We start from the raw sequence: 24,957 nt of genomic DNA, 5'->3' as shown, positions 1-24,957 counted from the left end.
GCTCCTCGTTCTACGATGAAGCCATACGTTCAACACCATGGAGACGCCAGTGAAGACCTATCGCATCGCAACCATCCCCGGAGACGGCATCGGCAAGGAAGTCGTGCCGGCGGGTCAACGAGTGCTCGAAGCCATCGCCGCGCGAAGCGACGACTTGAAATTCGAATTCGAGAATTTCGGCTGGGGCGGCGACTACTACCGGCAACACGGTGTGATGATGCCGGCCGACGGTCTGGAGGCAATCCGCGACAAGGACGCGATTCTGTTCGGCTCGGCGGGGGACCCGCACATTCCCGACCATGTGACGCTCTGGGGTTTGCGCCTGAAGATCTGTCAGGGCTTCGACCAGTATGCGAACGTGCGTCCGACCCGCATCCTGCCGGGAATCGATGCGCCGCTAAAACGCTGTGGCCCGAAGGATCTCGACTGGGTCATCGTCCGCGAGAACTCGGAGGGCGAATATTCCGGCGTAGGCGGGCGCGCGCACCAGGGCCATCCCATTGAAGTCGCAACCGACGTCTCGATGATGACCCGCGCCGGTGTCGAGCGGATTCTTCGTTTCGCGTTCCGTCTTGCGCAGTCGCGGCCGCGCAAGCTGCTGACCGTGATTACCAAGAGCAATGCTCAACGCCACGCGATGGTCATGTGGGATGAGATCGCATTGGAAGTGTCAAAAGAATTTCCCGACGTTCAATGGGACAAAGAACTCGTCGACGCCGCCACCGCGCGCATGGTCAACCGGCCCACGACGCTCGACACCATCGTGGCCACCAATCTTCACGCGGACATTCTGAGCGACCTCGCCGCGGCGCTCGCGGGCAGCCTCGGTATCGCACCGACGGCGAATCTGGACCCCGAGCGCCGCTATCCGTCGATGTTCGAGCCGATTCACGGCTCCGCCTTCGACATCATGGGCAAAGGCCTGGCTAATCCGGTCGGCACGTTCTGGTCGGTCGTGATGATGCTCGAGCATCTCGGCGAGAGCGCCGCCGCGCGCAAGTTGATGGATGCAATCGAACGCATCACGGCTAACCCCGCGCTGCACACGGGCGACCTCGGCGGCAAAGCCACCACGGCACAGGTGACCGACGCCGTCTGCGCGATCCTCGCCGCGGATTCCGCAGTCGAGTCCAAAGCCGCCTGAACATCGGGCGCACGTCACACATAAGCATAACGCCCGGGCGAACACGTATGCGTGTACACGTCACGGGCGGATTAACAGAGACTGAGCGGAGACTGGCATGACCCATGAATTGCAAGCCCGTGTGGTTCGCAAGCTGACCTGGCGCATTTTGCCTTTCGTGATGCTGCTTTACTTTGTCAGCTTTCTCGATCGCGTCAACGTCGGTTTTGCAGCCATGACGATGAACAAGGACCTCGGCCTCTCGCCGACCATGTTCGGACTGGGAGGCGGCATCTTTTTTCTCGGCTACTTCCTGTTCGAGGTGCCCTCGAATCTCATTCTGAACAAGGTCGGTGCGCGCATCTGGATTGCGCGCGTAATGGTGACGTGGGGGCTGGTTTCCGCCGCATCGGCGTTTGTCGTCGGGCCTCACTCGTTCTACACGCTGCGCTTTTTGCTCGGTGTCGCCGAAGCCGGTTTCTTCCCCGGCATCATCCTTTATCTTAGCCAGTGGTTTCCGGCCCGGCAGCGGGCCGTTGCCGCTGCCGCGTTCATGGCGGCGGCGCCTTTGTCGACCGCCATCGGTTCGCCGATTTCAGGCGCAATCATGCAGATGCCTGCTTTGTTCGGACTGAAGGACTGGCAGTGGCTATTCATCATCGAGGCGATTCCGGCAGTGGTCCTCGGCTTCGTTGTTTTGAAGGCGCTCACGGACTCGCCCGACAAGGCAAAGTGGCTTGCCGCGGATGAAAAGGCGTGGCTCATCGCAACCTTGCGCGAAGAACGCCTGGGGCGCGAGTCGCATGCGGGTCACGCCGCGGGTGCGCTCGCCGCACTGCGCGACGCTCGCGTGTGGGTCATGTCGATGATTTACTTCGGTACTTCGGCGGGTCTGTACACGCTAGGTCTGTGGGCGCCGCTGATCATTCGCCAGTTCGGCTTTAGCGCGTTCGGCACAGGCGCGTTGAACGCGATTCCGAGTGTGCTGGCTGTCGTTGGCATGGTGCTGTGGGCCCGCCATTCGGACCGCAGTGGTGAGCGCACGTGGCACGTTGTCATTCCGTGCGTGGCGGCGGGCATCGGGCTCGCATGGGCGGGATTTGCGGACACCGCGGTTGCGGTGGTGCTGGCGCTGGTGGTCGTGAACGTCGGCATCAGCGCGGCAAAGGCGCCGCTTTGGGCCATGCCGAGTACATTTCTCTCGGGCGCCGGCGCGGCCGCGGGTATCGCCATGATTAACTCGATCGGCAACCTCGGCGGTTTCGTCGGCCCGTTTGCGATTGGTTGGTTGAAGACTGTCACTGGCGGATACGCCGCCGGACTTTATGTGGTTGCTGCGAGCCTTGCCGTATCAGCCATGCTCGCTTTGGCTATCGGCCGGCGAGGATATCGGACTGCGCCGGCGCCGCAATGAGCACACCGGGTTTCTGAATGAAGATGCGCCCAACTCCCGCACCATCAGTTGTCCGCCGGCTTTGCATCTTGCGGACGGCGCGGGAGTGCCGGGCGTCAATGCGCTGGCTTTCAATGGTCGAACACTGGCGAATGCTTGCCGGCAAAGCGAGCCGCCGCCCCCTGCGAGGATCCTCCGGCAGGCGCACCGTATCCCGAGCTGTCGGCAGAAGCCGAAGCCTTGCGCGCGGGCTGCTGATATTGCGGGCTCGACGGGATGCGCTGCGCATCGTGCATCGAAGTCGCGTTTGATGAGGCTGACGTCGCATCGTTCATCGGTGTGTTCGTCTGTTGTGCGAACGACAACGTCGGGATCGTAAGAATCGACGCGATAAGAATGACGTGTTTGAGTGCTTTCATGATGCTTCTCCAGGAGTGTGATGGTGCAACAACGCCGGCCAATCCGGTCGATGCGTTCACACAGAATAAGCAGTCTTCCTTAACTTATCCTTAGGCGAGATTTAACGTTCTCACGATGCTTCGGAGCACGGAAATTGCTGCGCGATAGCGGGCACGTCCTGCGCTTTAAGAGAACCCGCTTAAGCATGTCTTAAGTGACAAGTCATGCGGACCCGAATCGTGATGAGAACCGTTGACGTTTTCGCTCAAGACTCGTTTTAGGGGCTTTGTGATTTCCGTGCCTGAATCGAGTACGCTTAGTTATTAAAGACTCGATATGCGGACACTTCACCATGGCATCCAAACATGAAATAAAACGGTACAGGGCCAATCTCTCCGATGAGCTTCATAGCGCCGCGCTGTATGAAACGCTTGCGAAAGTCGAGAAGGATGACACGCGCAAGCAAGTCTATAGCGACCTGGCAAAGTCCGAGCGCGAACACGCGCAGGTGTGGGCCGACAAACTGAAGACCAGCGGGGTTCCGCCGAAGGGGACTGGGCAGGCGGTCAAAACCCGCCTGATGAAGACACTGGTGCGCATTTTCGGCGCGCGTTTCGTCTTGCCCACGCTCGCCGCGGCTGAGTACGCTGACCGTAACAAATACCAGGGGCAACCGGACGCGCGCCGCATGTCGGCCGACGAGCATCACCATGCAGCGGTGGTCCAGACGCTCGCTCACGGCGGCGGCGATCCGGGCATGTCGCAGGGCGCGCGGATTGCGGCAGCGGAGACATGGCATAAAGGCGTGTCGTCAGGGAACGATCTGCGCGCGGCCGTGCTGGGCGCGAACGACGGGCTGGTCTCGAATTTCTGTCTGATCATGGGCGTGGCAGGGGCGGGCACAGGCAACAAGGCAATTTTGTTGACCGGGCTGGCCGGGCTGATAGCCGGAGCGTGCTCGATGGCGTTAGGTGAATGGCTGTCGGTGACCAATGCTCGCGAGCTGGCGAGTACCCAGATCGCGAAAGAAGCCGAGGAACTGGAAATTTCCCCGGAGGCCGAAGAGCATGAACTCGCGCTGATTTATCGCGCCAAGGGCCTCGACGCGGGTGAGGCCAAACGCATGGCATCGCAGATGATGCGCGACAAAGACAAGGCGCTCGATACATTGACGCGCGAGGAACTCGGACTCGACCCGGCAGAGCTGGGTGGAAATCCCTGGTCGGCTGCGGGCGTCTCCTTTTGCCTATTCTCGGTCGGTGCGATTTTTCCGGTCATGCCGTTTCTGTGGACACATGGTTTTAACGCAATTGTGCAGTGTGTCGTTCTCAGCATGCTTGCGCTCGCATCCATCGGCGTCTTCACGTCACTCTTTAACGGCAGAAGCGCAGCGTTCTCCGCGCTGCGGCAGGTGGCTATCGGTCTGGTTGCCGCTGCGTTCACATTCGGGGTCGGTAAGCTGCTGGGCGTATCCATCTCCTGAGAACAATATGAGGCTGGCCCGCGCGGATGGCGCGGCTGTCGTCTCGCGTGAATGCGCCGATCTCTATCGGCGCGGGCTTTCTTTCAATAACGCCTTCTTCTTTGCATTAGTCGAGGCAAAACGTTACGTTTTGCATTCAGCTGATGCATGTCAATAGTTGCAATCGCAATGCAATTACTTTGACCTTACATTAATTACGTTTGTAATTGATTGGCAATCCTATATTTATCAAAAAATGCGTGAAAGGATGAGCTTTTTTCTGTATTTGCAGATGCTCTCTTAAGCATCCCTTAAGCGAAAGGCGCGTAGCTTCTGTCGAGCTGGCGAGAGGTCACAGCCAGCTATCTGCAAGCCTTAAAAACGCTTTTCATGGTGTGCCTGAATTTCTTTGTGTCATTCGACTGACATTTCCGACCGCTAAAGTGAAACCGCTGGATTTTACGGTTTTTAAGCGTGGTTAAGGGTTGTCGTTTCCTTGGCGAAAAAAGAAATGTATTTAATCAGGACACCTTTTAAATGAATAAGACTTCCATTGCTTTGTTGGTTTCAGTTGTCATGGCGCTTTCGGCTTGTGGCGGAAGCAGTAACAACATCAGCTCCGCAACGCCGGCGCCCATTCCCAACACCGCGACAGCGTCCGGTTACTCGCTTTCGGTATTCGCAAAAGCGCCGTCGGCAACCCAGAAGCCCGATTCGATCGTGCTCATGGGTTCGAGCGTATTCATCGGCTATCAGAACGCCGGCGAGGTGAAAGACGGCTCCGTGGCGGGCATCACGAATCAGATCGTGCAATACGACCTGAATGGCAATGCCCAGAAGACGTTCACGGTGCCGGGGCACGTGGACGGCCTGATGGCGCGTAGCGACACCAACACGCTATGGGCGATGGCTAACGAAGACGGCAATCCCGAGTTGACGATCATCGACCTGGCCGCCGGCACGCAAAAGACTTATCAGGCGACCGTCAACCCCACCGCCCACGGCGGCGGCTATGACGATATGCAACTGTTAAACGGTGTCGTGTACGTCAGTGCCTCGGCTCCGACGACGACCGGCGCGGCCCCAACCGTTGTCTCGCTTACGCTGAACGCGAATGGTACGACCTTCGACGTCGCGCCTGTGCTGGCCGGCAACGCCCAGGCTATCGACATCACGCCGTCGGTAGGCGGCGCGGCAAACCCGACCTTCAATCAGCCGGTAACGCTGGCATTGACCGATCCGGATTCGGAGGCAATCGATCCGTCCGGCAGGCTCGTGCTGGACAGTCAGGCAGACGCCAAGCTGGTGTTCATCGCGAACCCGGGTCCGAGCCAGAGCGTCAGTGTCTTGTCGCTCACGCTATACAACGACAAGGACGGCCCGGCTTACCCGGTCGACGATACGCGTTTCGTTCCGGCGCCGGGCCCGACGGGCAAGACGTTCATGCTCTTCACGGACTCGAGCAACACGACCTACCGGGTCGATGCGCCTTTCAAACAAGGCGACGCCTACAGTGCAGGGCAGGGGCAGGTGATGCAGCTGGATCTGAAGTCCGGCCACCTGACGCCGGTGGTTGCCGGTATTGGTAACGCCGCGGCGCTGCAAGATCCGCACGGCATGCTCTTCATTGCGCAATAAGTAGCCGCTTGCGACGCCTCAGAGTTTTTTTCTGAGGCGTCCGGTCGCGCAACGTGTTTCATCCGGGCCGCAGGTCGCGGCCACCTGGCTCACCTCAATCCTCATCCCAGCCGTGGTGCTCGCGCCATTCGTGTTCGTGCTCCTCATGGCGGCGCCATTGCCGCTCGCGCCACTCCTGGCGCTCCTGCCACTCGCGAGCACGCCAGTCGTCATCGTAGCCATACCGGACCACAGGAGGGGGCGCATAGACGACCGGTGGCGGCGGGACATAGACCGGTTCGTCCGGCACATACACCGGGCCGGGCAGACCAATGCCTATGCCGACATCGATGTGTGCGGATGCTGCAGAGGAAGCCACGAGCGCGGTGGCGCCGAGAACGACTGCTAACAGGTGCTTGTTCATTTTTTTCTATCGCGTGGTGCTTCCAGCGCGGTGGCAGCGAATATGGAGCGCAGTTTAGGCAGGGCGGCCGCCGGCAGGTGCAAGCGATATGCGAGATTGGTAACACCGAGTTACCTTAAGGTTGCCATAATGATTCCTGGCGAAGATGGGCGTGCGAAGCTTCCGGTACTCCGTCTGCAGCGCACACCCGCGACACTTTTTTTGGCCCAAACCGGCGGTGAATCGCCGGCTCGCGTAGATTTCATGTTTCTAACAGCCGTCCGCGCTCAGCATGGGGAGGTGCAATGAGTTTTTCTGGCGAGATTTGGGCGCTTGCGCGTCTCTGGTGTATGTACCCGGTATTGACGGGCATTGCCATCTGGTACTTTTCGCGCGCCGACCGTCTGGTTCAGGTCTTCCGGGCGCGGTATTGACGTTCTTCGGACGCTCTTTGCCGCCCAGGCCATAAAAAGCGTTTTTATTGCACCGCAACGCCGCCACTTGCACCGGCGCGACACGCCTGCTGACCGCCCCAATCCCCCGCAAACCCTTGTCCCACAAGGCTCCGAGTGCCACGCGCCGGTGTCCGCGCCGTTGCGCTGTCGCATTTTCACATGTGGTTGTCGCAAATAGTCGGCTAGCCGTACTTTTTTCTGGCAACTATGTATGCACAGCGCGGACGTACGTCCGCCCCGCAGCAAGTATCTTGCATGGGACCTGAGTAAGTGCTCTGCATGGGCCCGGAGTAAGCGCTGAAGCGCTAACTCCGGCCGACAGCTAAAGCGCTAACTCGGGTCGACATAGGAGAGCATTCAATGAATTCCCCCAAGGTCGTGGTCGAAGGGCTGTGCAAGGTGTTCGGCACCAACCCGAAACAGGCGATCGGCATGCTGGCAGGCGGCGCGACGAAAGAAGAAGTGTTCGCGCGCACCGGTCAGATTGTCGGCGTCCACAACGTTTCGTTCGAAGTCAAGGAAGGCGAAATCTTCGTGCTGATGGGCCTGTCCGGCTCCGGCAAGTCGACGCTGATTCGCCTGATCAATCGCCTTGTGGAGCCGACGGCAGGCAAGGTGCTGATCGACGGCCGCGATGTGGCCAGCGTGCCGCGCTCGGAACTGACGGCGCTGCGCCGCAAGGACATGAGCATGGTGTTCCAGTCGTTCGCGCTGATGCCGCAACGCACCGTGCTGTCGAACGCGGCGTTCGGGCTCGAAGTGGCGGGCGTCGGCCGTAAGGAACGTGAGCAGCGGGCGATGACCGTGCTCGAGCAGGTCGGTCTCGCGCCGTTCGCGGAGAAGCTGCCGGCGCAACTCTCGGGCGGTATGCAGCAGCGCGTGGGTCTCGCACGGGCGCTGGCGGTCAACCCGTCGCTGATGATCATGGACGAGGCGTTCTCCGCACTCGACCCGCTCAAGCGCAAGGAAATGCAAAACGTGCTGCTCGACCTGCAACGCGAGCAGCAGCGCACCATTCTGTTCGTGTCGCACGATCTGGAAGAGGCGATGCGCATCGGCACGCGGATCGCGATCATGGAAGGCGGCAAGGTGGTGCAGATCGGCACGCCGCAGGAAATCATCACGAATCCCGCAGACGATTACGTGCGGGCGTTCTTCGAGGGCATCGACACGAGCCGCTATCTGACGGCCGGCGACCTGATGCAGACCGATGCCGTGCCGTTGATGCATTCGCCGCACATCGACGCGTCGAGCGTTGCCGCGACGCTGAACGGCAGCGCCGAGTACGCGTTCGTGCTCGACGGCGAGCGCAAGATCCGCGGTTTCGTGTGCCGAGATGCGACAGGCAGCGCGTCGCCGCAGCTCAACCACATCGAATGTATTCGCCGTACCACGCCGCTGGACGATGTGGTCGAACGCGTGGTCGCGAGCCGCGCGCCGTTGCCGGTCGTGGAAGCGGACGGCTCCTACTGTGGTTCGGTCAACAAGACGAACGTGCTGAACGTCCTTACGCGCCATCGAGGTTCCCATGTCTGAAATCATTCCGCTTGGCGCCTGGGTCGATCACGGCGTCCACTACCTGCTCGACCATGACGCGAAAACCTTCGATTCCATCGGCAAGGTGATCGAAAGCTTTGCCGCGCTGATCGAGCATGGCCTGCAATCCGTGCCGATGTGGGCGCTGATGGCGTTCTTCGTCGGCATCGGCTTGTGGCGGGTCGGCTGGCGCTTCGCGCTGTTCACGCTGCTCGCGATGCTACTGATCTACGGCACCGGCTTCTGGGATCAGATGGTGATTACCCTCGGTCTCACGCTGTCGTCGACCTTGATCAGCCTGCTGCTCGGCGTGCCGCTCGGCATCTGGACCGCGAAAAGCCGCTACGTCGAAACGATCGTGCGCCCGGTGCTCGACCTGATGCAGACCATGCCCGCCTTCGTTTATCTGATTCCGGCCGCGATGCTGTTCGGCCTCGGCCGCGTGCCGGGGATTCTGTCGACCGTGATCTTCGCGATGCCGCCCGCGGTGCGCCTCACGTCGCTCGGCATCAAGCACGTCAACCGCGAAATCGTCGAAGCGGGGCAGGCGTTCGGCTGCACGCCTTTGCAGTTGCTCTACAAGGTGCAGTTCCCGAATGCGCTGCCGTCGATCATGACCGGCGTGAACCAGACCATCATGATGGCGCTCTCGATGGTGATCATCGCGTCGATGGTCGGCGCGGGCGGTCTCGGCAACGACGTGCTGGCGAGTATTCAGCGTCTCGACATCGGGCTCGGCTTCGAAAGCGGCCTCTCGGTGGTGATGCTCGCGATCATTCTCGACCGCATCACGGAAAGTTTCGGCCGTTCGCCGGGCACGGCGCGCGCACCGCTTCTGTCGGGCCTGCGCAGCGTGATGCGCGTGCGGCGTGCGCCGGCGGCGCAACACAGCTGAGCGGCCCATGAAGCGCGACGCGATCACCCCTGTCGAGGCCCACTCCGATTCGCCGCTGTCCGGGCTCGCGCACTTCGGCTTTCTGACGCTGCCGAACTTTTCGATGATCGCGTTCACGAGCGCGGTCGAAGTGCTGCGCATGGCGAATTACGTGGGCCGCGAGCAGCACTACAAGTGGTCGGTGATCACGCCCGACGGCGAACCGGCACGGGCAAGCAACGGTATCGTCGTGAAGCCGACCACGACGCTGGCCGAAGCGGGCATGCCCGATGTGCTGATTGTTTGCGCGGGTTGGCACGTGAGCGACTATGTGGACGACACGGTCATTGCGTTGCTGCAGGACGTTGCATCGAAAGGCATTCCGCTCGGCGGTCTCTGCACGGGCCCGTATGCGCTGCTGGCGGCGAACCTGCTCGACGGTTATCGCTGCACGGTGCACTGGGAAGACATGTCGCCGCTGCACAAGCGTTACCCGCACGTGCGTTTCGCCGACGAACTGTTCGTGATCGACCGTGACCGGCTGACTTGCACGGGCGGCACCGCGCCGCTCGATCTGATGCTCAACCTGGTCGGCATGAGGCTGGGGCAGGCGCTTGCGGCACAAGTGTCGGAGCAATTCATCGTCGAGCGGATTCGCGGTTCGACCGATTATCAGCACATTCCGGTCGATGCGCGCGTCGGGTTTTCGCGCGCGGAACTCATCGAGGTGGTGCGGCTGATGGAAGCGAATATCGAGGAACCGTTGTCGCTCGATGAACTTGCGCGGCTCGTGCACCTGTCGCAACGTCATTTGCAGCGCATGTTCAAGATGTTCCTGAGCGTGTCGCCGACGCACTATTATCTGACGCTGCGCTTGCGGCGCGCGCGCGAGCTGCTGCGCAATACCGATGCGTCGATTGCCCGCGTGACGACCGTCTGCGGCTTTCATTCGCCGTGTCATTTCAGTAAGGCCTACCGCGCGCAGTTCGGCCATGCGCCGAGCGTCGAGAGGCGGCTGTCGGCGTAGATTCGTCAGCGTAGATGTATCAGCGTAATTTCGCCGGTGCAAACCCGGCGGCTTAGTAGTCTGCATAGAACATCCAATCCGGTATCAATCACCCTTGGGGGAAAACCATGAAACGTCTGTGGGTCGCGTCGCTGTGCGCGTTGTCAATGTCGGCTCTCCACGCAGCCGAACCCGCCACCTGCCAAAACGTCCGGTTCGCCGACGTCGGCTGGACCGACATCGCGGCGACCACCGGTCTCGCGTCGACGGTGCTCGAAGGGCTCGGCTACAAGCCGACCAAAACGATCGCCTCGGTGCCGATCACGTTCGCGGGCGTCAAGAGCAAGCAGATCGACGTGTTCCTCGGGTACTGGTCGCCGACCATGGACCCGATGATCGATCCGTTCAGAAAGGCAGGCCAGGTCAACGTGCTGCCCACGCCGAACCTGACCGGCGCGAAATACACGCTGGCCGTGCCGGATTACGCGTATCAGGCGGGCATCAAGTCGTTCAGCGACATCGCGAAGAACTACGACAAGCTCGACGGCAAGATCTATGGCATCGAACCGGGCAACGACGGCAATGCGCTCATCAAGAAGATGATCGACAGCAATCAGTTCGGCCTCGGCAAGTTCAAGCTGGTGGAGTCGAGCGAGGCGGGCATGCTGATCGAAGTGAATCGCGCGATCCGCGACAAGAAGCCGATCGTCTTCCTCGGCTGGGAACCGCATCCAATGAACGTGCAGATGAAGATCGACTATCTGTCCGGCGGCGACGACGTGTTCGGCCCGAACTACGGCGAAGCCAAAGTGCTGACGGTCACGCCGACCGACTACGCGGCACGTTGTCCGAACGTCGCGAAGCTCGTGTCGAATCTGCAGTTCACGACCGATATCGAGAACCACGTGATGGCGCCGATCATGAACAAGATCGATGCGAACAAGGCGGCGCGCGACTGGCTGAAGGCGAATCCGGCGGTGCTCGACAAATGGCTCGCGGGCGTGAAGACGTTCGACGGCAAGGACGGCTTGCCGGCGGTCAAGGCGTACGTCGCGGGGAAGTGACGGTTTAGCTTTCGCGCCGTTCAAACGGGGGGGCCGAGGAAACGGATTCTTTCGTCCGTCAAGCGCAAGTGCTGAAAATAATTTCGGCCGGTGCGATGCATCACCGGGCGCCGGGACGTCTTACTCCACGTCACCAACATGGAGGAGCCCGCAATGGCCAATTTGTCCCGTACCCCCGTTACCCTCATCGGCGCCAGCCGCGGTCTCGGCCGCGTCCTGGTCGAAACCTTCCATCGTCTCGGCGCGCAGGTGCTGGTTGTGGCGCGGGGGCAGGCTGGCCTCGACGCCGTGGCGCGCGACCTGCCGGGCGTGGCGGTGCTGGCGTGCGACGCGTCGGCGGCCGATGCGCCGGACCGCGTGTTCGCCATCCAGGCGCCGCGCATCCTGATCCTGTGCGGCGGCGCCATACCGCCATGCCGCCCCTTCCCCGAGGTCGACTGGGAGGCGTTCAGCGGCAACTGGAACAACGATGTGCGCATGAGCTTCCATTTCCTGCAAGCGGCGCTGAAGCGGCCCCTGCCGCCGGGCGCTACCGTCGTCACGATCACCAGCGGCGCCGTGCGCCAGGGCTCGCCGATTTCCGGCGGCTATGCCGGCGCCAAACAGATGCAGATTTTCATGACCGGCTATGCCCAGAAGGCGGCCGACCGCACTGGCCTCGACCTGCGGTTCCTGTCGCTGGCCCCGGCGCGCCTCATGCCGCAGACGGACATCGGCGCGGCGGGGGTCAAGGGCTATGCCGCCTATAACGGCACCAGCGAAGCTGCGTTCCTCGAGGCAATGGGGCCGGGGCAGACGCCGCAGCAAGTCGCCGACGCGCTGCTCGACCTGATCGGGGAGGCGCCGCCGGGCGGCAATTTTATCGTTTCCGCCGATGGGGTCGCGGCGCTAAGCTGATGCGAATGGAGACTTCGACCACCGTTCCCGATGCTTCAGGCGCGCACGATGCGTCAGGCGCCTTTTCCGCCCTGGCCGGCGCCATGCGCAGCGAGCTGAAGCGCCATTGCTATCGCATGATGGGCGGCGTGCAGGACGCCGAGGACTGCGTCCAGGAGACCCTGCTGCGCGGCTGGCGCGAATTCGCCAGCTTGCGCGATGGGGCGGCGGGGCGGCCGTGGCTTTACAGCATCGCCACCCGCGTCTGCCTCGACGCCCTGCGCACGCGCCGGCGGCGGCAAACCCTGTTCGGTCCCAGCCTCGATGAGGTCGAGCCGGGGACGCAGCCGTGGGTCGAACCGTGGCCGGGCGGGGTTCCGCCGTCCGGCCCTGAGCGCGGGCAGAACATCCGGCTAGCCTTCGTCTCGCTGCTGCACGGGCTGCCACCGCGCGCCCGCGCCGTGCTGCTGCTGCACGACGGCGTGGGGATGACGGCGGCGGAGGCGGCGGCCGCGCTCGGCATCAGCGTGGCGGCGGCGCGCAGCGCCCTGCAACGGGCGCGGACCGCCCTGCCGCTGCAGGATGTCGTGGCGACGGACGACGCACCGGTAGAGGCCTATGTCGACGCCTGGAACGCGGGCAACGTCGGTGCGCTGATCGGCCTGTTGCACAGGGATATCGTGCTAACCATGCCGCCGTGGCACCGCACATTCACCTGCCGCGACGAGGTGGCGCGCTTCATGACCGCCGTCTGGCCGCGCTATGACGGCTTCCGCGCCGTGGCCGTCGTTGCCAACGGGCAGCCGGCGGCGGCCGTCTACGCCCGCCGCGGCGACGCGCCTTATCTGCCGCATTCCCTGCATGTCCTGGCTGGTAGCGGACAGGTCGGCGAAGTCGTCCTCTATGCCCCACCGCTGGGCGCGAGCCTGTTTGCGGCCTTCGGCCTGCCGCCGACGGGCTGACGGTCGACACTGCTGGCGTTTCGCTGCCGGACGCGCCGCAAAAGCTGTTGCGCTCGCTCGCGGCCGACTGCGAAGGCATCCTGCACGTTCACGATATCGACACCCGCATGCGTCGAGGCCCAGTCGTGGCCCACGGCGCTGGACGCGAAGAAATGCACGTGGCAGCAGAAGGCATGCCGGATATCGGTCGAGGCCTGAGGGAGTAGCAGCGACACTGCCGCACCGGCCGGCTTCAGATCCCGTATCTCTTCGGGCGTGACCGTAAGCGAAACGGGCGCCCCGGTGGCGGCACAGTGCGAGACCACGCGTGCGGTCTGATCGATCACCATCGGGAAGAACAGGGTGTCGAACGCGCACCAGGTGTACAGCCGCCGGCCGGCGACCTCGAAAACATGTGCGGTCTCGTGCAGCGTGAGGCCGTAGCCGACGACGTTGCCGTGGTCGTCCCACTCGGTGCCGACGGCGTGTTCTAGCGCCGTGGCCACCCGCCCGAGAGGCCAGCCGAGCGTCGCTGACAGTGTTGCCGGCGAAACCGGCGCCCCTTTGGCGAGTTCCCGGAGCAATACAACAAAGAGGTCTGCAAAGTCTTCCGACCGGTCGGCGATCGTCAGGTGCCTGACGAGTTCGGTGGTGTAACGTGCAAGATCCATCGCTGTCTCTGGTTATCCGGCGCAGCATGAGAGCTGCGTCACGTCCTTCGTGAAGGTCTGCGCGGCGAGCTTGAGTCCCTCGACCATTGTCAGGTACGGGAACAACTGGTCGGCAAGGTCATGGACGGTCATCCGCGCGCGGATGGCGAGCGCGGCCGTCTGGATGATTTCACCCGCCTCGGGTGCAACCGCCTGCATACCGATGAGCCGGCCGCTGCCTGCCTCGGCCACCAGCTTGATAAAGCCGCGCGTGTCGAAATTCACCAGCGCGCGCGGGACGTTGTCGAGCGTCAGCGTGCGGGTATCCGTCTCAATACCTGCGTGATATGCCTGCGCTTCGCTATAACCGACGGTTGCCACCTGCGGATCGGTAAACGTCACGGACGGCATGGTGCTGAGATCCAGCCGCGCGTCGCCCCCCATCATATTGATCGCCGCGCGTGTGCCGGCCGCCGCCGCGACGTAGACAAACTGCGGCTGGCTGGTGCAGTCGCCGGCCGCATAGATGTCCGGCGCGCTGGTCCGCATGCCGCTATCGATCATGATGGCGCCGCGCTCGTCGAGCCGCACGCCGGCGCGCGCCAGATTCAGACCACGGGTGTTGGCGGACCGGCCAGTGGCCACCAGCAGCGCATCGGCGTGCGCCTCGCCGTGGTTCGTCGCGAGCACGAATTGACCATCGACATGCACCACCTGGTTCGCCTGGGTCTGCTCCAGCACCTCGATGCCTTCGTCGCGAAAGGCGGCCGTCACCGCTTCGCCGATCGCCGGGTCTTCGCCAGAAAGCAGCGCGTGGCGTGCAAGTATCGTGACCCGGCTACCGAGACGGACAAACGCCTGCGCCAGTTCGACGGCCACCACCGACGAGCCGATCACCGCCAGCCGCGGCGGAATCGTGTCGCTGACCAACGCCTCGGTGGACGTCCAGTACGGTGTGTTCTTCAGACCGGGAATCGGCGGCACCGCGGTACTCGCGCCCGTGGCGATCAGGCAGCGGTCGAACGCCACCGTGCGTTCGCCTCCAGCGGTCAATGTAACGGTCAAGGTATGTCCGTCGGCAAAGCTCGCCTCGCCGTGCAGCACGTTGATGTTCGGGGTCGATGCCAGAATGTCTTCGTATTTCGCGTGGCGCAGTCCGTCCACGCGCGCCTGCTGCTGGGCGAGCAGGCGCGGCCGGTCGATCACCGGCGCCACTGCGCTGATTCCTGGATCGAAGGAACTCGCCTGCCGCAGGTGTGCGATGTGGGCCGCTCGGATCATGATCTTCGAGGGTATGCATCCGACGTTCACGCATGTCCCGCCGATCGTGCCGCGCTCGATCAGCGTCACCTGGGCGCCGCTGTCGGCGGCCTTCAGTGTGGCGGCCATAGCGGCACCGCCACTGCCGATCACGGCGATACGGAGCCTGCCGGCTACGCCGCCTGTCGGTTCGCACGAAGCACAGGTCATCCCGTCAACTCGCAACCCGGTCATGCAAAACACCTTTCATTTCTGGTTAGCGGCGCCCGGCGCGCATCCGCGCCTTTGATTCGTGGCGACTCCGGCTGCGGGCCTATTGCTTGACCGAGGACGGATAGCCCGCGTCCCCGGTCGCCCGCGTCAGCGCGGCAACGCTGGTTTTTGCGTCGTCGAAGGTCACCACTGCTTCCCGCTTGTCGAAGATGACGTTCGTATGGGTGACACCCGGAACCTTGCTGAGCGCCTTCTTCACGGTGATTGGACAGGCTGCGCAGGTCATGCCGGGCACCGCTAGCGTGACGGTCTGCGTCGCCGCCCAGACCGGGGCCGCGACGGCGGCGAGCGCAAGGGCTGCAAACAGCTTTTTCATGACAAACTCCTGATCAATAGAACAACGGCAGCACATAGGGAAAGGCGAGCGCGACCACAACCAGCGCGACCACGATCCAGAAGATGAACTTGTAGGCGGCGCGCACTTGCGCAATGGCGCAGACTTCGCCAGGCTTGCACGCCTGTGCTGGCCGAAAAATGCGCCGCCTCGCAAAGAACAACGCTACCAGTGCCGCGCCGATGAAAAGCGGGCGATACGGTTCGAGCACTGTCAGGTTGCCGATCCACGCGCCACTCACGCCAAGTGCGACCAGCACCAGCGGCCCGAGGCAACACGTCGACGCGAGGATCGCGGCCAGCCCGCCGGCAGCCAACGCGCCGCGCCCGTTCTGCGGTTCGGTCATACGCCTGTCCCTTTTGAAACGTGAATGGATAGCGTAACCTTAGTTCCGTACCTAAGTACGGAGTCAAGCGGTATGGAGAACGATCGCGAGAGCCTGACCATTGGCGCCTTCGCCAGAGCTGCGGGCGTCAATGTGGAAACCATCCGGTTCTATCAGCGCAAAGGCTTGCTGCTCGAGCCGGACAAGCCGTACGGCAGTATTCGTCGCTACGGCGAGGCCGATGTCACAAGGGTAAGGTTCGTGAAGTCCGCCCAGCGGCTGGGCTTCAGCCTCGACGAAATCGCCGAGCTGCTCAGGTTGGAAGACGGGACGCATTGCGATGAGGCGAGCAGCCTCGCCGAGCATAAACTCCAGGATGTAAAGCGCAAGCTTGCAGACCTTCGGCGCATGGAGGCCGTGCTGGCCCAACTCGTGTGTGCGTGTCATTCGCGCAAGGGCAACGTGTCGTGCCCGCTGATTGCTTCGTTGCAACGAGGCGAAGAACTGGGCGACAACAGCGCCGCGTAAAGGCTATTCCGCCTTAGCGAAAGAGTCTGTTTCTTAAGGGCACCCCCGGTTGAACAGCGCGAAAACCGGGCTCAGATCGCCTGAGCCCGGCCCGGAAACGTTTCGTCATACCCGGCGCCATCTTCCGCTTCCGCGGCTGTGCCGCGCTGCTCGCGGTACATCATCGGCGGCAAGCCGAATTGCTTGCGGAATTCGCGGCCCAGATGCGACGCGTCGGAAAAGCCGCAACTCGACGCGATATCCGCCACGGTTTTATCCGAGCTCGTCAGCAGCCATGCGGCGGTGCGCAGGCGCACCTGCTTCGCGTACGCTTGCGGCGCTTTGCCGGTTTGCGCCTTGAAGAGGCGTTCGAGCTGGCGTGGCGACAAATCGAGCTTGCGCGCGAGCTCGTCGAGCGATAGCGAACGTCCCACGTGTTGCTCCATCAGCAGGATCGCGCGCTTCACCTTCGGATGTGCGGCAGGCGCAAGTCCCGGCGGATGCGGCTGCGGCGCGTTGCCCTTCTGCATGTCGTCCACCAGCAGAATGCGCAGCGCCTTTTGTACCGTGGCGGTTTCGAAGTGGCGAAGCAAAATGGCCGCGGCCACGTCGATCGACGCGCGCCCGCCCGAGCAGGTGATGCGCCTGCGGTCAATCACGAACAGGCGGTCGGCAATTAGCATCTCTTCATCGACCGATGGAAAACGCTCGATGAAATCCCAGTAGTGAAACCAGCTCACGCAAATGCGGTGGCCGTCCAGCACGCCCGCACGCATCAGCGAGAACACGCCGGTACACATACCGACGAGCGTCGCGTCGGTCGCGGCGGCGCGGCGGATGAAGGCCAGCGTCGCCTCGCTGGCGGCTGGCCCCGAATGCAGCAGGCCGCCTACCACGACGACGTAGTCGAACGGTTCGGCGTTGTCGAAGGTTTCCCACGGCGTGATCTGGATGCCGCAACTCGCGCGCACCGGAGCAAGGGTTTCCCCGATGACGCTCCACGAACAGCGCACGGGCTTGCTGAAGTCGCCTTCGTCGGCGGACAGGCGCAACAGGTCGACGAAACCCGAGAACGCCGTCAGCGTGAAATTCGGCAGCAGGATGATGCCGAAGCGGATGCGCTGCTTCGCGGTGCCGTCGATCGATTGAAGGGGAAGCGGTTCAGCAGGGTTCATGCATGCGGCCAGTGGAAAGGGTTGAATCAAGCATAGCACTCGGGATTGGGGCCGCAGCGGCGGTGGCATCAGGATCGTCAGCAGCGGCTATAACGCCTGTCGCAAATGCGTCAGAAGTCATCGCAAATGCGCCGCCGCGCCCGGCCGGCGGCCCGCTTGACGACACTATCCCACGGTGATGCCGTTTTTATTCTATCGGTCCAAATTGGCGTGCGGTGCAATGGGGGCTAGTAAAGGCCAACCCCGGCCAACCCAGCCAACCCTGGCATCGCAACGCAAAAGGCACGCCATGAACGTCAGCGTCTTCGATCTGTTCAAGATCGGTATCGGTCCGTCGAGTTCGCACACGGTCGGTCCGATGATCGCTGCATGCCGCTTCGCCTCACATATCGAAGACGCCAACTTGCTGGGTTTCGTGCGCAGCGTCAAGGCCGAGCTGTTCGGCTCGCTCGGCGCCACCGGCAAAGGGCACGGCACCGATAAAGCGGTGCTGCTCGGCCTCGAGGGCAATCTGCCCGATCTGATCGATCCGGACCTGATCGAACCGCGTCTTCAGGCGATCCGCGAGACGAAGCAACTCGTGCTGCTCGGCAAGCACCCGGTCAGATTCGACGAGCGCGAACACCTCGGCTTCTTTCGCAAGCTGATGCCGGGCGCGCCGGGCTCGGGCATCGTGCATCCGAACGGCATGCGCTTCCAGGCATTCGACGAAAACGGCCAGTTGCTGGTGGAGAAAGAGTATTACTCGATCGGCGGCGGCTTCGTCGTCAATCGCGAAGGCGACCGTGTGAACGGCCTGCGCGCCGGCGCGGACGTGCCGTATCCGTTTCGCACCGGCGACGACCTGATGCGCGTGTGCCGCGAAACCGGATTGTCGATTGCCGAAGTCACGCTGCGCAATGAATGCGCGTCGCGACCCGAACAGGAAGTGCGCGACGGCTTGCTTGCAATCTGGCGCGTGATGTCGGCCTGTGTCGAACGCGGCTGCAAGGTGCGTGGCGAACTGCCCGGTCCGATGCACGTGAAGCGCCGCGCCGCCGACCTGTGCGCGCAATTGCGTTCGCGCTCGGAGGAATCGCTGCGCGATCCGCTGTCGATGCTCGACTGGGTCAACCTCTACGCGATGGCCGTCAACGAAGAAAACGCGGCCGGCGGGCGAGTCGTCACGGCGCCGACCAACGGTGCGGCCGGCGTGATCCCAGCGGTGCTGCATTACTACGTGAAGTTCATGCATGCGTCGAACGACGACGGCATCGTCACGTTCATGCTGACCGCCGCGGCGATCGGCATCATCTACAAGGAAACCGCATCGATCTCGGGCGCTGAAGTGGGCTGCCAGGGCGAAGTGGGCGTCGCGTGCTCGATGGCCGCGGCAGCACTCGCGGCGGTGATGGGCGGCACGCCGACGCAGGTCGAGAACGCCGCTGAAATCGGCATGGAACACAACCTCGGCATGACGTGCGACCCGGTCGGCGGACTCGTGCAGATTCCCTGCATCGAGCGCAACGCGATGGGCGCGATCAAGGCGCTGAACGCGGCGCGCATGGCGATGAAGGGCGACGGGCAGCACTACGTGTCGCTCGATAACGTAATCAAGACGATGCGCGAAACCGGCGCGGACATGAAGACGAAATACAAGGAGACGTCGCGCGGTGGTCTCGCCGTGAACGTCATCGAGTGCTGAGAAAGCTACGAAGCAACAGTAACAACAAGGACCCAAGATGAGCCGCTATTCGATATTCAGCCTGTTGCGCAACGGGATGTCGTATCACGAGAACTGGGAGCGTCAGTGGAAGAGCCCTGAACCCAGGCGCGAATACGACGTCGTGATCGTCGGCGGCGGCGGGCACGGTCTCGCCACGGCCTATTACCTTGCGAAAGAGCACGGCGTGCGCAACATCGCGGTGCTGGAGAAAGGTTGGATCGGCGGCGGCAATACGGCGCGCAATACGACTATCGTGCGCTCGAATTACCTGTGGGACGAATCGGCCGCGCTCTACGAGAAGGCGATGAAGCTGTGGGAAGGGCTGTCGCAGGATCTCAACTACAACGTGATGTTCAGCCAGCGCGGCGTGATGAACCTCGCGCACACGTTGCAGGACGTGCGCGACACCGAACGGCGCGTGAACGCGAACCGGCTGAACGGTGTCGATGCCGAATTCCTGACGCCTGAGCAGATCAAGGAAATCGAGCCGACCATCAATCTCAACAGCCGCTATCCGGTGCTCGGCGCGTCGATTCAGCGCCGTGGCGGCGTGGCGCGTCACGATGCGGTCGCGTGGGGTTTTGCACGCGGCGCGGATCAACATGGTGTCGACATCGTTCAGAACTGCCAGGTCACCGGGATTCGCCGCGACGGCAGCCAGGTGACCGGTGTCGATACCACCAAGGGTTTCATCAAGGCGAAGAAGGTTGCGATCGTCGCTGCGGGCAATACGTCGACGCTCGCCGACATGGCCGGCGTGCGCTTGCCGCTCGAAAGCCATCCGCTGCAGGCTTTGGTGTCGGAGCCGATCAAGCCGGTCGTCAACACGGTGGTGATGTCGAACGCGGTGCACGCGTACATCAGCCAGTCCGACAAAGGCGATCTGGTGATCGGCGCGGGCGTCGATCAGTACACCGGCTTTGGGCAGCGCGGCAGTTTCCAGATCATCGAAGGCACGCTCGAAGCGATCGTCGAAATGTTCCCAGTGTTTTCCCGCGTGCGGATGAACCGCCAGTGGGGCGGCATCGTCGACGTCTCGCCGGATGCCTGCCCGATCATCAGCAAAACCGACGTGAAGGGCCTGTATTTCAATTGCGGCTGGGGCACCGGCGGCTTCAAGGCGACGCCCGGTTCGGGCTGGGCTTATGCACACACGATCGCGAAAGACGAGCCGCATCCGCTGAACGCGCCGTTCTCGCTCGAGCGTTTCTACACCGGCCACCTGATCGACGAGCACGGCGCTGCCGCCGTTGCGCACTAAAGAGGAAAACAAATGCTGCTGATCGAATGCCCGTGGTGCGGGCCACGCGCCGAAACCGAATTTTCCTGCGGCGGCGAAGCGGACATCGCGCGTCCGCTCGACACCGAGAAGCTGACCGACAAGGAGTGGGGCGACTACCTGTTCATGCGCAAGAATCCGCGCGGCGTACATCGCGAGCAATGGTTGCACACGCAGGGTTGCCGCCGCTGGTTCAAGGCGCAGCGCGACACGGTGAGCTACGAAATTCAGGGCTACGAGACGTTCGAGCGTCCGCAGCTCGCCATGGATGGCAACGAGGGTAAGACACACGAGGGCAAGTCAAAATGAGCCAGAAAGACCGACTCCCCAGCGGCGGGCGCATCAACCGCGCCATCGTGCTGAATTTCACGTTCAACGGGCGAAAGTATCAGGGCTACCAGGGCGACACGCTCGCGTCCGCGCTGCTAGCGAACGGCGTGCATTTTGTCGCGCGCAGCTGGAAGTATCACCGGCCGCGCGGCATCGTAACGGCGGGTGTGGAAGAACCGAATGCGATCGTGCAGCTCGAAACCGGCGCTTACACGGTGCCGAACGCGCGCGCCACTGAGGTGGAGCTGTATCAGGGGCTTGTCGCGACCAGCGTGAATGCGAAGCCGAGCATCGAGAAAGACCGGATGGCGATCAACCAGAAGTTCGCGCGTTTCATTCCGGCGGGCTTCTACTACAAGACCTTCATGTGGCCGCGCAAGTTCTGGCCGAAGTACGAAGAAGTGATTCGCGATGCGGCCGGTCTGGGCAAGGCGCCCGAGCAAACCGACGCGGACCGCTATGACAAATGCTTTGCGCACTGCGACGTGCTGGTGGTCGGCGGCGGCCCGACGGGCCTGGCGGCGGCGCATGCGGCGGCCTTGTCGGGCGCGCGCGTCACGCTGGTCGACGATCAGCCTGAACTCGGCGGCTCGCTGCTGTCCTGCCGTACGGATATCGACGGCAAGCCGGCGCTGCAATGGGTGCAGAAGATCGAAGACGAACTCCGGCAGATGCCCGATGTGAAGATCCTGTGCCGCAGCACCGCGTTCGGTTACCAGGACCACAACCTGGTCACGGTCACGCAGCGTCTTACCGAACATCTGCCGGTGTCGCAGCGAAAAGGCACACGCGAACTGATGTGGAAGATCCGCGCGAAGCGCGTGATTCTCGCGACCGGCGCGCATGAACGGCCGATCGTGTTCGGCAACAACGATCTGCCGGGCGTGATGCTGGCCTCGGCCGTGTCGACGTATCTGCATCGCTACGCGGTGTTGCCGGGACGCAATGCGGTGGTGTTCACGAACAACGACGACGGTTATCAATGCGCGCTCGACCTGAAAGCGGCCGGCGCGCAGGTGACCGTGGTCGATCCGCGCACGGGCGAGTCGAAGGGCACGCTGCCCGCGCTCGCGCGGCGCTACGGCGTCAAGGTGATGAATGGCGTGGCCGTCACGGCGGCGCACGGCAAGCTGCGGGTTTCGTCGGTTGACGTGGCGTCGTATTCGAACGGACAGGTCGGTGGAAAGCCGAGCGAGCTGCCCTGCGATCTGCTCGCGATGTCCGGCGGCTGGAGCCCGGTGCTGCACCTGTTCGCACAGTCGGGCGGCAAGGCCCACTGGCATGACGACAAAGCCTGCTTCGTGCCCGGCAAGGCGATGCAGGCGGAGACGAGCGTCGGCGCTTGCGCGGGCGACTTCACGCTGGGACAGGGCATTCGTTTCGCGGTCGATGCCGGTGTAGAGGCGGCGCGCGCGGCCGGCTATATCGTCGCGCGGCCGAATCCGGTCCAGGTCGCTGAAATCACCGAGGCACGGATGCAACCGCTGTGGCTGGTCGGTGGCCGCGAGCTCGCAACGCGTGGGCCGAAGCAGTTCGTCGACTTCCAGAACGACGTGTCGGCGGCCGATATTTTCCTTGCCGCGCGCGAAGGCTTCGAATCGGTCGAGCACGTAAAACGCTATACCGCGATGGGCTTCGGCACCGACCAGGGCAAGCTCGGCAACATCAACGGCATGGCGATTCTCGCGCAGGCGCTCGGCAAGACGATTCCCGAAACCGGCACGACCACCTTCCGTCCGAACTACACACCCGTCACGTTCGGTACGTTCGCCGGCCGCGAGCTCGGCGAGTTTCTCGATCCGGTGCGCAAAACGGCTGTGCACGAATGGCACGTGGAAAACGGCGCGGCGTTCGAGGATGTCGGCAACTGGAAGCGTCCGTGGTATTACCCGAAATCAGGCGAGGACATGCACGCGGCGGTCGCGCGCGAATCGCTCGCGGTGCGCACGAGCGTCGGCATTCTCGACGCGTCGACGCTCGGCAAGATCGACATTCAGGGCCCCGATTCCGCCAAGCTGCTGAACTGGGTTTATACGAATCCGTGGAGCAAGCTGGAAGTCGGCAAGTGCCGCTACGGCCTGATGCTGGACGAAAACGGCATGATCTTCGACGACGGCGTGACCGTGCGCCTCGCCGACCAGCACTACATGATGACGACAACCACCGGCGGCGCGGCACGCGTGCTCACGTGGCTGGAACGCTGGCTGCAAACCGAGTGGCCGGACATGCGCGTACGGCTCGCATCGGTGACGGACCATTGGGCGACATTCGCGGTGGTCGGTCCGAACAGCCGCAAGGTCTTGCAGAAGGTCTGCCACGACATCGACTTCGCGAACGCGGCCTTCCCGTTCATGAGCTATCGCGAAGGCACCGTGGCGGGCGCGGCATCGCGTGTGATGCGCATCAGCTTCTCGGGCGAACTCGCGTATGAAGTGAACGTGCCCGCAAACGTCGGACGCGCGGTGTGGGAAGCGCTGATGGCGGCGGGCGCGGAATTCGATATCACGCCGTACGGTACGGAAACGATGCACGTGTTGCGCGCGGAGAAGGGTTACATCATCGTCGGCCAGGATACGGACGGCTCGATGACACCTTACGACCTCGGCATGGGCGGGCTGGTCGCGAAGTCGAAGGACTTTCTCGGCAAGCGCTCCTTAACCCGCTCCGACACCGCGAAGGCGGGGCGCAAGCAACTGGTGGGGCTGCTCCCGGACGATCCGTCGTTCGTGATTCCCGAAGGCTCGCAGATCGTCGCCGGTCCGTTCCAGGGCGATACCGCGCCGATGCTCGGTCACGTCACGTCGAGCTATTACAGCCCGATCCTGAAGCGCTCGATTGCGATGGCGGTGATGAAGGGCGGTCTCGACAAGATCGGCGAAACGGTCACCATTCCGCTCGCGAGCGGCAAGCAGATTGCGGCCAAGGTCACCAGTTCGGTGTTCTACGACAGCGAAGGAGCACGTCAACATGTGGAATGAAACAAGAGGCACGCAATCGGCCGTGAACCGCGCTGTCGGCGAGCAAACAGGGGTGTGGCAGGAGTCGCCGCTGGTGGGTGCGGATGCGCTGCTGAAGAAGCATCAGGCGGTGGCATCGGCGGCGTTCAGGTTGAGCGAGCGGCCGTTTCTCGAACTCGTGAACGTGCGCGGGGATACGCGCGACGCTGCGTTCATGCGTGCGGTGGAAAGCGTGATCGGTTGCTTACCGCCCGAGAAGCCGAACACCATCGCGCGAGGCAATGGCTACGACATGCTGTGGCTCGGACCCGACGAATGGCTGGTGCGCTCAGCCGCCGCGCACGACGCGACCCGTACCGCGCCGTTGCAGGCAAAGCTCGGGACGGTGTTTGCGGGCGTGTTTGCTTCCGCGGTGGATATCGGCAGCGGTTATACGGTGCTTGAAATCAGCGGCACGCGTACGCGTGAGGTGCTGGCGCGCGGCTGCCCGCTGGACCTGCATCCGAAGCTGTTCGGCGCAGGACAGTGCGCGCAGAGCCACTATTTCAAGGCATCGATCACGCTGCTGCCCACCGGCGCCGACAGCTTCGATATCGTCGTGCGCCGCAGCTTTGCGGACTACTTCGTCAAGATCATGCTCGACGCGGCCGAGCCGCTGATGTCGTGAAGCCGTGCGAGCGGTGTTCGTCCGCATCGCTCGCGGCTCTCCCGGTTCCTGACTGACATGACGTCGACACGTCTGGCCACCGCGCGCCTCACCGAGCGCGCGTGCAATCAGGGCGATGCGCATGCCGCGCTCGCGCTGCTCGATCAGAGCATCGTGTTGCGGCACCGGCGCATCGCGCTGATCCGCTATCTGCTCGCGCAACAGCTCGGCGCGCCGTTGCAGGCGCGGCACCACGAATACGTCCAGAAAATCGCCGCGCGGCTGAGCGCGGACACGCTTGCGCGCATTGCCGGCGCCGCGCGTGCACGGCTTCGACCCTGAGGCCCGGTTCTCGCGTGCGTGATAT

23 protein-coding genes and 1 pseudogene are annotated in these 24,957 nt (G+C 63.0%); 17 read left to right on the top strand and 7 right to left on the bottom strand.

Translation table 11 applies throughout. The features are described from left to right. Positions 1 to 49 precede the first annotated feature (49 nt). Together WN982_RS30600 and WN982_RS30595 are read left to right on the top strand one after the other, a co-directional pair. Complete coding sequence (locus WN982_RS30600; protein ID WP_341319295.1) at positions 50 to 1,144, top strand: tartrate dehydrogenase; 1,095 nt, start codon at positions 50 to 52, stop codon at positions 1,142 to 1,144. A 97-nt stretch (positions 1,145 to 1,241) separates the two neighbouring features. After that, positions 1,242 to 2,537 carry an MFS transporter gene (locus WN982_RS30595; protein ID WP_341319294.1) on the top strand — a complete coding sequence of 432 codons (1,296 nt, stop codon included), beginning with the start codon at positions 1,242 to 1,244 and terminating at the stop codon, positions 2,535 to 2,537. Positions 2,538 to 2,647: 110 nt separating this feature from the next. Here the strand turns inward: WN982_RS30595 and WN982_RS30590 are convergent, their stop codons facing one another. Next, complete coding sequence (locus WN982_RS30590; protein ID WP_341319293.1) at positions 2,648 to 2,935, bottom strand: hypothetical protein; 288 nt, start codon at positions 2,933 to 2,935, stop codon at positions 2,648 to 2,650. Between the two features lie 332 nt (positions 2,936 to 3,267). On the opposite strand from WN982_RS30590, the gene WN982_RS30585 reads away from it, so the two are divergent. Beyond that, complete coding sequence (locus WN982_RS30585) at positions 3,268 to 4,398, top strand: VIT1/CCC1 transporter family protein (RefSeq protein ID WP_341319292.1); 1,131 nt, start codon at positions 3,268 to 3,270, stop codon at positions 4,396 to 4,398. 516 nt (positions 4,399 to 4,914) lie between these two features. Continuing rightward, positions 4,915 to 6,015, top strand: a complete 1,101-nt coding sequence (locus tag WN982_RS30580) for a hypothetical protein (protein WP_341319291.1) — start codon at positions 4,915 to 4,917, stop codon at positions 6,013 to 6,015. Between the two features lie 94 nt (positions 6,016 to 6,109). Here the strand turns inward: WN982_RS30580 and WN982_RS30575 are convergent, their stop codons facing one another. Next, positions 6,110 to 6,418: a hypothetical protein gene (locus WN982_RS30575; RefSeq protein WP_341319290.1), complete on the bottom strand. Its 309-nt coding sequence runs from the start codon at positions 6,416 to 6,418 to the stop codon at positions 6,110 to 6,112. A gap of 794 nt (positions 6,419 to 7,212) precedes the next feature. Between WN982_RS30575 and WN982_RS30570 the strand changes: the two genes are divergently transcribed. The 6 genes from WN982_RS30570 to WN982_RS30545 all read left to right on the top strand — a co-directional run bounded on the left by WN982_RS30570 (position 7,213) and on the right by WN982_RS30545 (position 13,170). Continuing rightward, positions 7,213 to 8,388: a glycine betaine/L-proline ABC transporter ATP-binding protein gene (locus tag WN982_RS30570; RefSeq protein WP_341319289.1), complete on the top strand. Its 1,176-nt coding sequence runs from the start codon at positions 7,213 to 7,215 to the stop codon at positions 8,386 to 8,388. Continuing rightward, positions 8,381 to 9,283: a choline ABC transporter permease subunit gene (choW, locus tag WN982_RS30565; RefSeq protein WP_341319288.1), complete on the top strand. Its 903-nt coding sequence runs from the start codon at positions 8,381 to 8,383 to the stop codon at positions 9,281 to 9,283. Before WN982_RS30570 ends, choW begins: the two co-directional genes overlap by 8 nt. Before the next feature lie 7 nt (positions 9,284 to 9,290). After that, entirely contained in the window at positions 9,291 to 10,289 is a 999-nt protein-coding gene (locus WN982_RS30560; protein WP_341319287.1) for a GlxA family transcriptional regulator, read from the top strand. 107 nt (positions 10,290 to 10,396) lie between these two features. Next, positions 10,397 to 11,332 carry a choline ABC transporter substrate-binding protein gene (locus WN982_RS30555; RefSeq protein WP_341319286.1) on the top strand — a complete coding sequence of 312 codons (936 nt, stop codon included), beginning with the start codon at positions 10,397 to 10,399 and terminating at the stop codon, positions 11,330 to 11,332. 153 nt (positions 11,333 to 11,485) lie between these two features. Next, positions 11,486 to 12,229 (top strand): SDR family oxidoreductase, encoded by a 744-nt coding sequence (locus WN982_RS30550; RefSeq protein WP_341319285.1) that lies wholly within the window; start codon positions 11,486 to 11,488, stop codon positions 12,227 to 12,229. 5 nt (positions 12,230 to 12,234) lie between these two features. Then, positions 12,235 to 13,170, top strand: a complete 936-nt coding sequence (locus WN982_RS30545; RefSeq protein WP_341319284.1) for an RNA polymerase subunit sigma-70 — start codon at positions 12,235 to 12,237, stop codon at positions 13,168 to 13,170. Here the strand turns inward: WN982_RS30545 and merB are convergent. From merB to merT, 4 genes and pseudogenes are all read right to left on the bottom strand, one after another. Beyond that, entirely contained in the window at positions 13,110 to 13,820 is a 711-nt protein-coding gene (merB, locus tag WN982_RS30540; protein ID WP_341319283.1) for an organomercurial lyase MerB, read from the bottom strand. The two genes, WN982_RS30545 and merB, sit on opposite strands and share 61 nt — an antisense overlap. Positions 13,821 to 13,832: 12 nt before the next feature. Next, positions 13,833 to 15,224: pseudogene (gene merA, locus WN982_RS30535) on the bottom strand (mercury(II) reductase); the annotation flags it as partial. 148 nt (positions 15,225 to 15,372) lie between these two features. Beyond that, a complete protein-coding gene (gene merP, locus WN982_RS30530; protein ID WP_341319282.1) occupies positions 15,373 to 15,648 on the bottom strand; it encodes a mercury resistance system periplasmic binding protein MerP in 276 nt (91 codons plus the stop codon). Between the two features lie 13 nt (positions 15,649 to 15,661). Continuing rightward, positions 15,662 to 16,012 (bottom strand): mercuric ion transporter MerT, encoded by a 351-nt coding sequence (gene merT / locus WN982_RS30525; protein ID WP_341319281.1) that lies wholly within the window; start codon positions 16,010 to 16,012, stop codon positions 15,662 to 15,664. 72 nt (positions 16,013 to 16,084) lie between these two features. Here merT and merR point away from each other — a divergent pair, with 72 nt between their 5' ends. After that, positions 16,085 to 16,519, top strand: coding sequence for an Hg(II)-responsive transcriptional regulator (gene merR, locus WN982_RS30520; RefSeq protein ID WP_341319280.1), 435 nt, complete (start codon positions 16,085 to 16,087; stop codon positions 16,517 to 16,519). A 71-nt stretch (positions 16,520 to 16,590) separates the two neighbouring features. Here merR and WN982_RS30515 read toward each other — a convergent pair whose 3' ends face one another. Beyond that, on the bottom strand, positions 16,591 to 17,673 hold the full coding sequence (locus WN982_RS30515; RefSeq protein WP_341319279.1) for a GlxA family transcriptional regulator: 1,083 nt from the start codon (positions 17,671 to 17,673) through the stop codon (positions 16,591 to 16,593). A 289-nt stretch (positions 17,674 to 17,962) separates the two neighbouring features. Between WN982_RS30515 and WN982_RS30510 the strand changes: the two genes are divergently transcribed. From WN982_RS30510 to WN982_RS30485, 6 genes are read left to right on the top strand one after another with little or no spacing between them, the layout of a single operon-like run. Continuing rightward, a complete protein-coding gene (locus tag WN982_RS30510; RefSeq protein WP_341319278.1) occupies positions 17,963 to 19,357 on the top strand; it encodes an L-serine ammonia-lyase in 1,395 nt (464 codons plus the stop codon). 37 nt (positions 19,358 to 19,394) lie between these two features. Next, on the top strand, positions 19,395 to 20,639 hold the full coding sequence (locus tag WN982_RS30505) for a sarcosine oxidase subunit beta family protein (protein WP_341319277.1): 1,245 nt from the start codon (positions 19,395 to 19,397) through the stop codon (positions 20,637 to 20,639). 12 nt (positions 20,640 to 20,651) lie between these two features. After that, entirely contained in the window at positions 20,652 to 20,966 is a 315-nt protein-coding gene (locus WN982_RS30500) for a sarcosine oxidase subunit delta (protein ID WP_341319276.1), read from the top strand. Next, the gene (locus tag WN982_RS30495) at positions 20,963 to 23,965 is read left to right on the top strand and encodes a sarcosine oxidase subunit alpha family protein (protein ID WP_341319275.1); all 3,003 of its coding nucleotides are present in this window, start codon (positions 20,963 to 20,965) and stop codon (positions 23,963 to 23,965) included. Before WN982_RS30500 ends, WN982_RS30495 begins: the two co-directional genes overlap by 4 nt. Beyond that, the gene (locus WN982_RS30490) at positions 23,955 to 24,611 is read left to right on the top strand and encodes a sarcosine oxidase subunit gamma (RefSeq protein WP_341319274.1); all 657 of its coding nucleotides are present in this window, start codon (positions 23,955 to 23,957) and stop codon (positions 24,609 to 24,611) included. The genes WN982_RS30495 and WN982_RS30490 overlap by 11 nt, the downstream gene beginning before the upstream one ends. Positions 24,612 to 24,668: 57 nt before the next feature. Continuing rightward, positions 24,669 to 24,932, top strand: coding sequence for a hypothetical protein (locus tag WN982_RS30485; protein WP_341319273.1), 264 nt, complete (start codon positions 24,669 to 24,671; stop codon positions 24,930 to 24,932). Positions 24,933 to 24,957: the final 25 nt, after the last annotated feature.

Source organism: Paraburkholderia sp. IMGN_8 (genome assembly GCF_038050405.1).
Classification (GTDB): Bacteria; Pseudomonadota; Gammaproteobacteria; order Burkholderiales; family Burkholderiaceae; genus Paraburkholderia.
The sequence above is the reverse complement of the archived record's forward strand: the minus strand, read 5'-3'. Positions and strand labels throughout refer to the sequence as shown.

Excerpts from the sequence above, each read along its gene's own strand:
- WN982_RS30595 (WP_341319294.1), top strand. The coding sequence starts at position 1,242 with ATGACCCATGAATTGCAAGCCCGTGTGGTTCGCAAGCTGACCTGGCGC.
- WN982_RS30590 (WP_341319293.1), bottom strand. The coding sequence starts at position 2,935 with ATGAAAGCACTCAAACACGTCATTCTTATCGCGTCGATTCTTACGATC.
- WN982_RS30585 (WP_341319292.1), top strand. The coding sequence starts at position 3,268 with ATGGCATCCAAACATGAAATAAAACGGTACAGGGCCAATCTCTCCGAT.
- WN982_RS30580 (WP_341319291.1), top strand. The coding sequence starts at position 4,915 with ATGAATAAGACTTCCATTGCTTTGTTGGTTTCAGTTGTCATGGCGCTT.
- WN982_RS30575 (WP_341319290.1), bottom strand. The coding sequence starts at position 6,418 with ATGAACAAGCACCTGTTAGCAGTCGTTCTCGGCGCCACCGCGCTCGTG.
- WN982_RS30570 (WP_341319289.1), top strand. The coding sequence starts at position 7,213 with ATGAATTCCCCCAAGGTCGTGGTCGAAGGGCTGTGCAAGGTGTTCGGC.
- choW (WP_341319288.1), top strand. The coding sequence starts at position 8,381 with ATGTCTGAAATCATTCCGCTTGGCGCCTGGGTCGATCACGGCGTCCAC.
- WN982_RS30560 (WP_341319287.1), top strand. The coding sequence starts at position 9,291 with ATGAAGCGCGACGCGATCACCCCTGTCGAGGCCCACTCCGATTCGCCG.
- WN982_RS30555 (WP_341319286.1), top strand. The coding sequence starts at position 10,397 with ATGAAACGTCTGTGGGTCGCGTCGCTGTGCGCGTTGTCAATGTCGGCT.
- WN982_RS30550 (WP_341319285.1), top strand. The coding sequence starts at position 11,486 with ATGGCCAATTTGTCCCGTACCCCCGTTACCCTCATCGGCGCCAGCCGC.
- WN982_RS30545 (WP_341319284.1), top strand. The coding sequence starts at position 12,235 with ATGGAGACTTCGACCACCGTTCCCGATGCTTCAGGCGCGCACGATGCG.
- merB (WP_341319283.1), bottom strand. The coding sequence starts at position 13,820 with ATGGATCTTGCACGTTACACCACCGAACTCGTCAGGCACCTGACGATC.
- merP (WP_341319282.1), bottom strand. The coding sequence starts at position 15,648 with ATGAAAAAGCTGTTTGCAGCCCTTGCGCTCGCCGCCGTCGCGGCCCCG.
- merT (WP_341319281.1), bottom strand. The coding sequence starts at position 16,012 with ATGACCGAACCGCAGAACGGGCGCGGCGCGTTGGCTGCCGGCGGGCTG.
- merR (WP_341319280.1), top strand. The coding sequence starts at position 16,085 with ATGGAGAACGATCGCGAGAGCCTGACCATTGGCGCCTTCGCCAGAGCT.
- WN982_RS30515 (WP_341319279.1), bottom strand. The coding sequence starts at position 17,673 with ATGAACCCTGCTGAACCGCTTCCCCTTCAATCGATCGACGGCACCGCG.
- WN982_RS30510 (WP_341319278.1), top strand. The coding sequence starts at position 17,963 with ATGAACGTCAGCGTCTTCGATCTGTTCAAGATCGGTATCGGTCCGTCG.
- WN982_RS30505 (WP_341319277.1), top strand. The coding sequence starts at position 19,395 with ATGAGCCGCTATTCGATATTCAGCCTGTTGCGCAACGGGATGTCGTAT.
- WN982_RS30500 (WP_341319276.1), top strand. The coding sequence starts at position 20,652 with ATGCTGCTGATCGAATGCCCGTGGTGCGGGCCACGCGCCGAAACCGAA.
- WN982_RS30495 (WP_341319275.1), top strand. The coding sequence starts at position 20,963 with ATGAGCCAGAAAGACCGACTCCCCAGCGGCGGGCGCATCAACCGCGCC.
- WN982_RS30490 (WP_341319274.1), top strand. The coding sequence starts at position 23,955 with ATGTGGAATGAAACAAGAGGCACGCAATCGGCCGTGAACCGCGCTGTC.
- WN982_RS30485 (WP_341319273.1), top strand. The coding sequence starts at position 24,669 with ATGACGTCGACACGTCTGGCCACCGCGCGCCTCACCGAGCGCGCGTGC.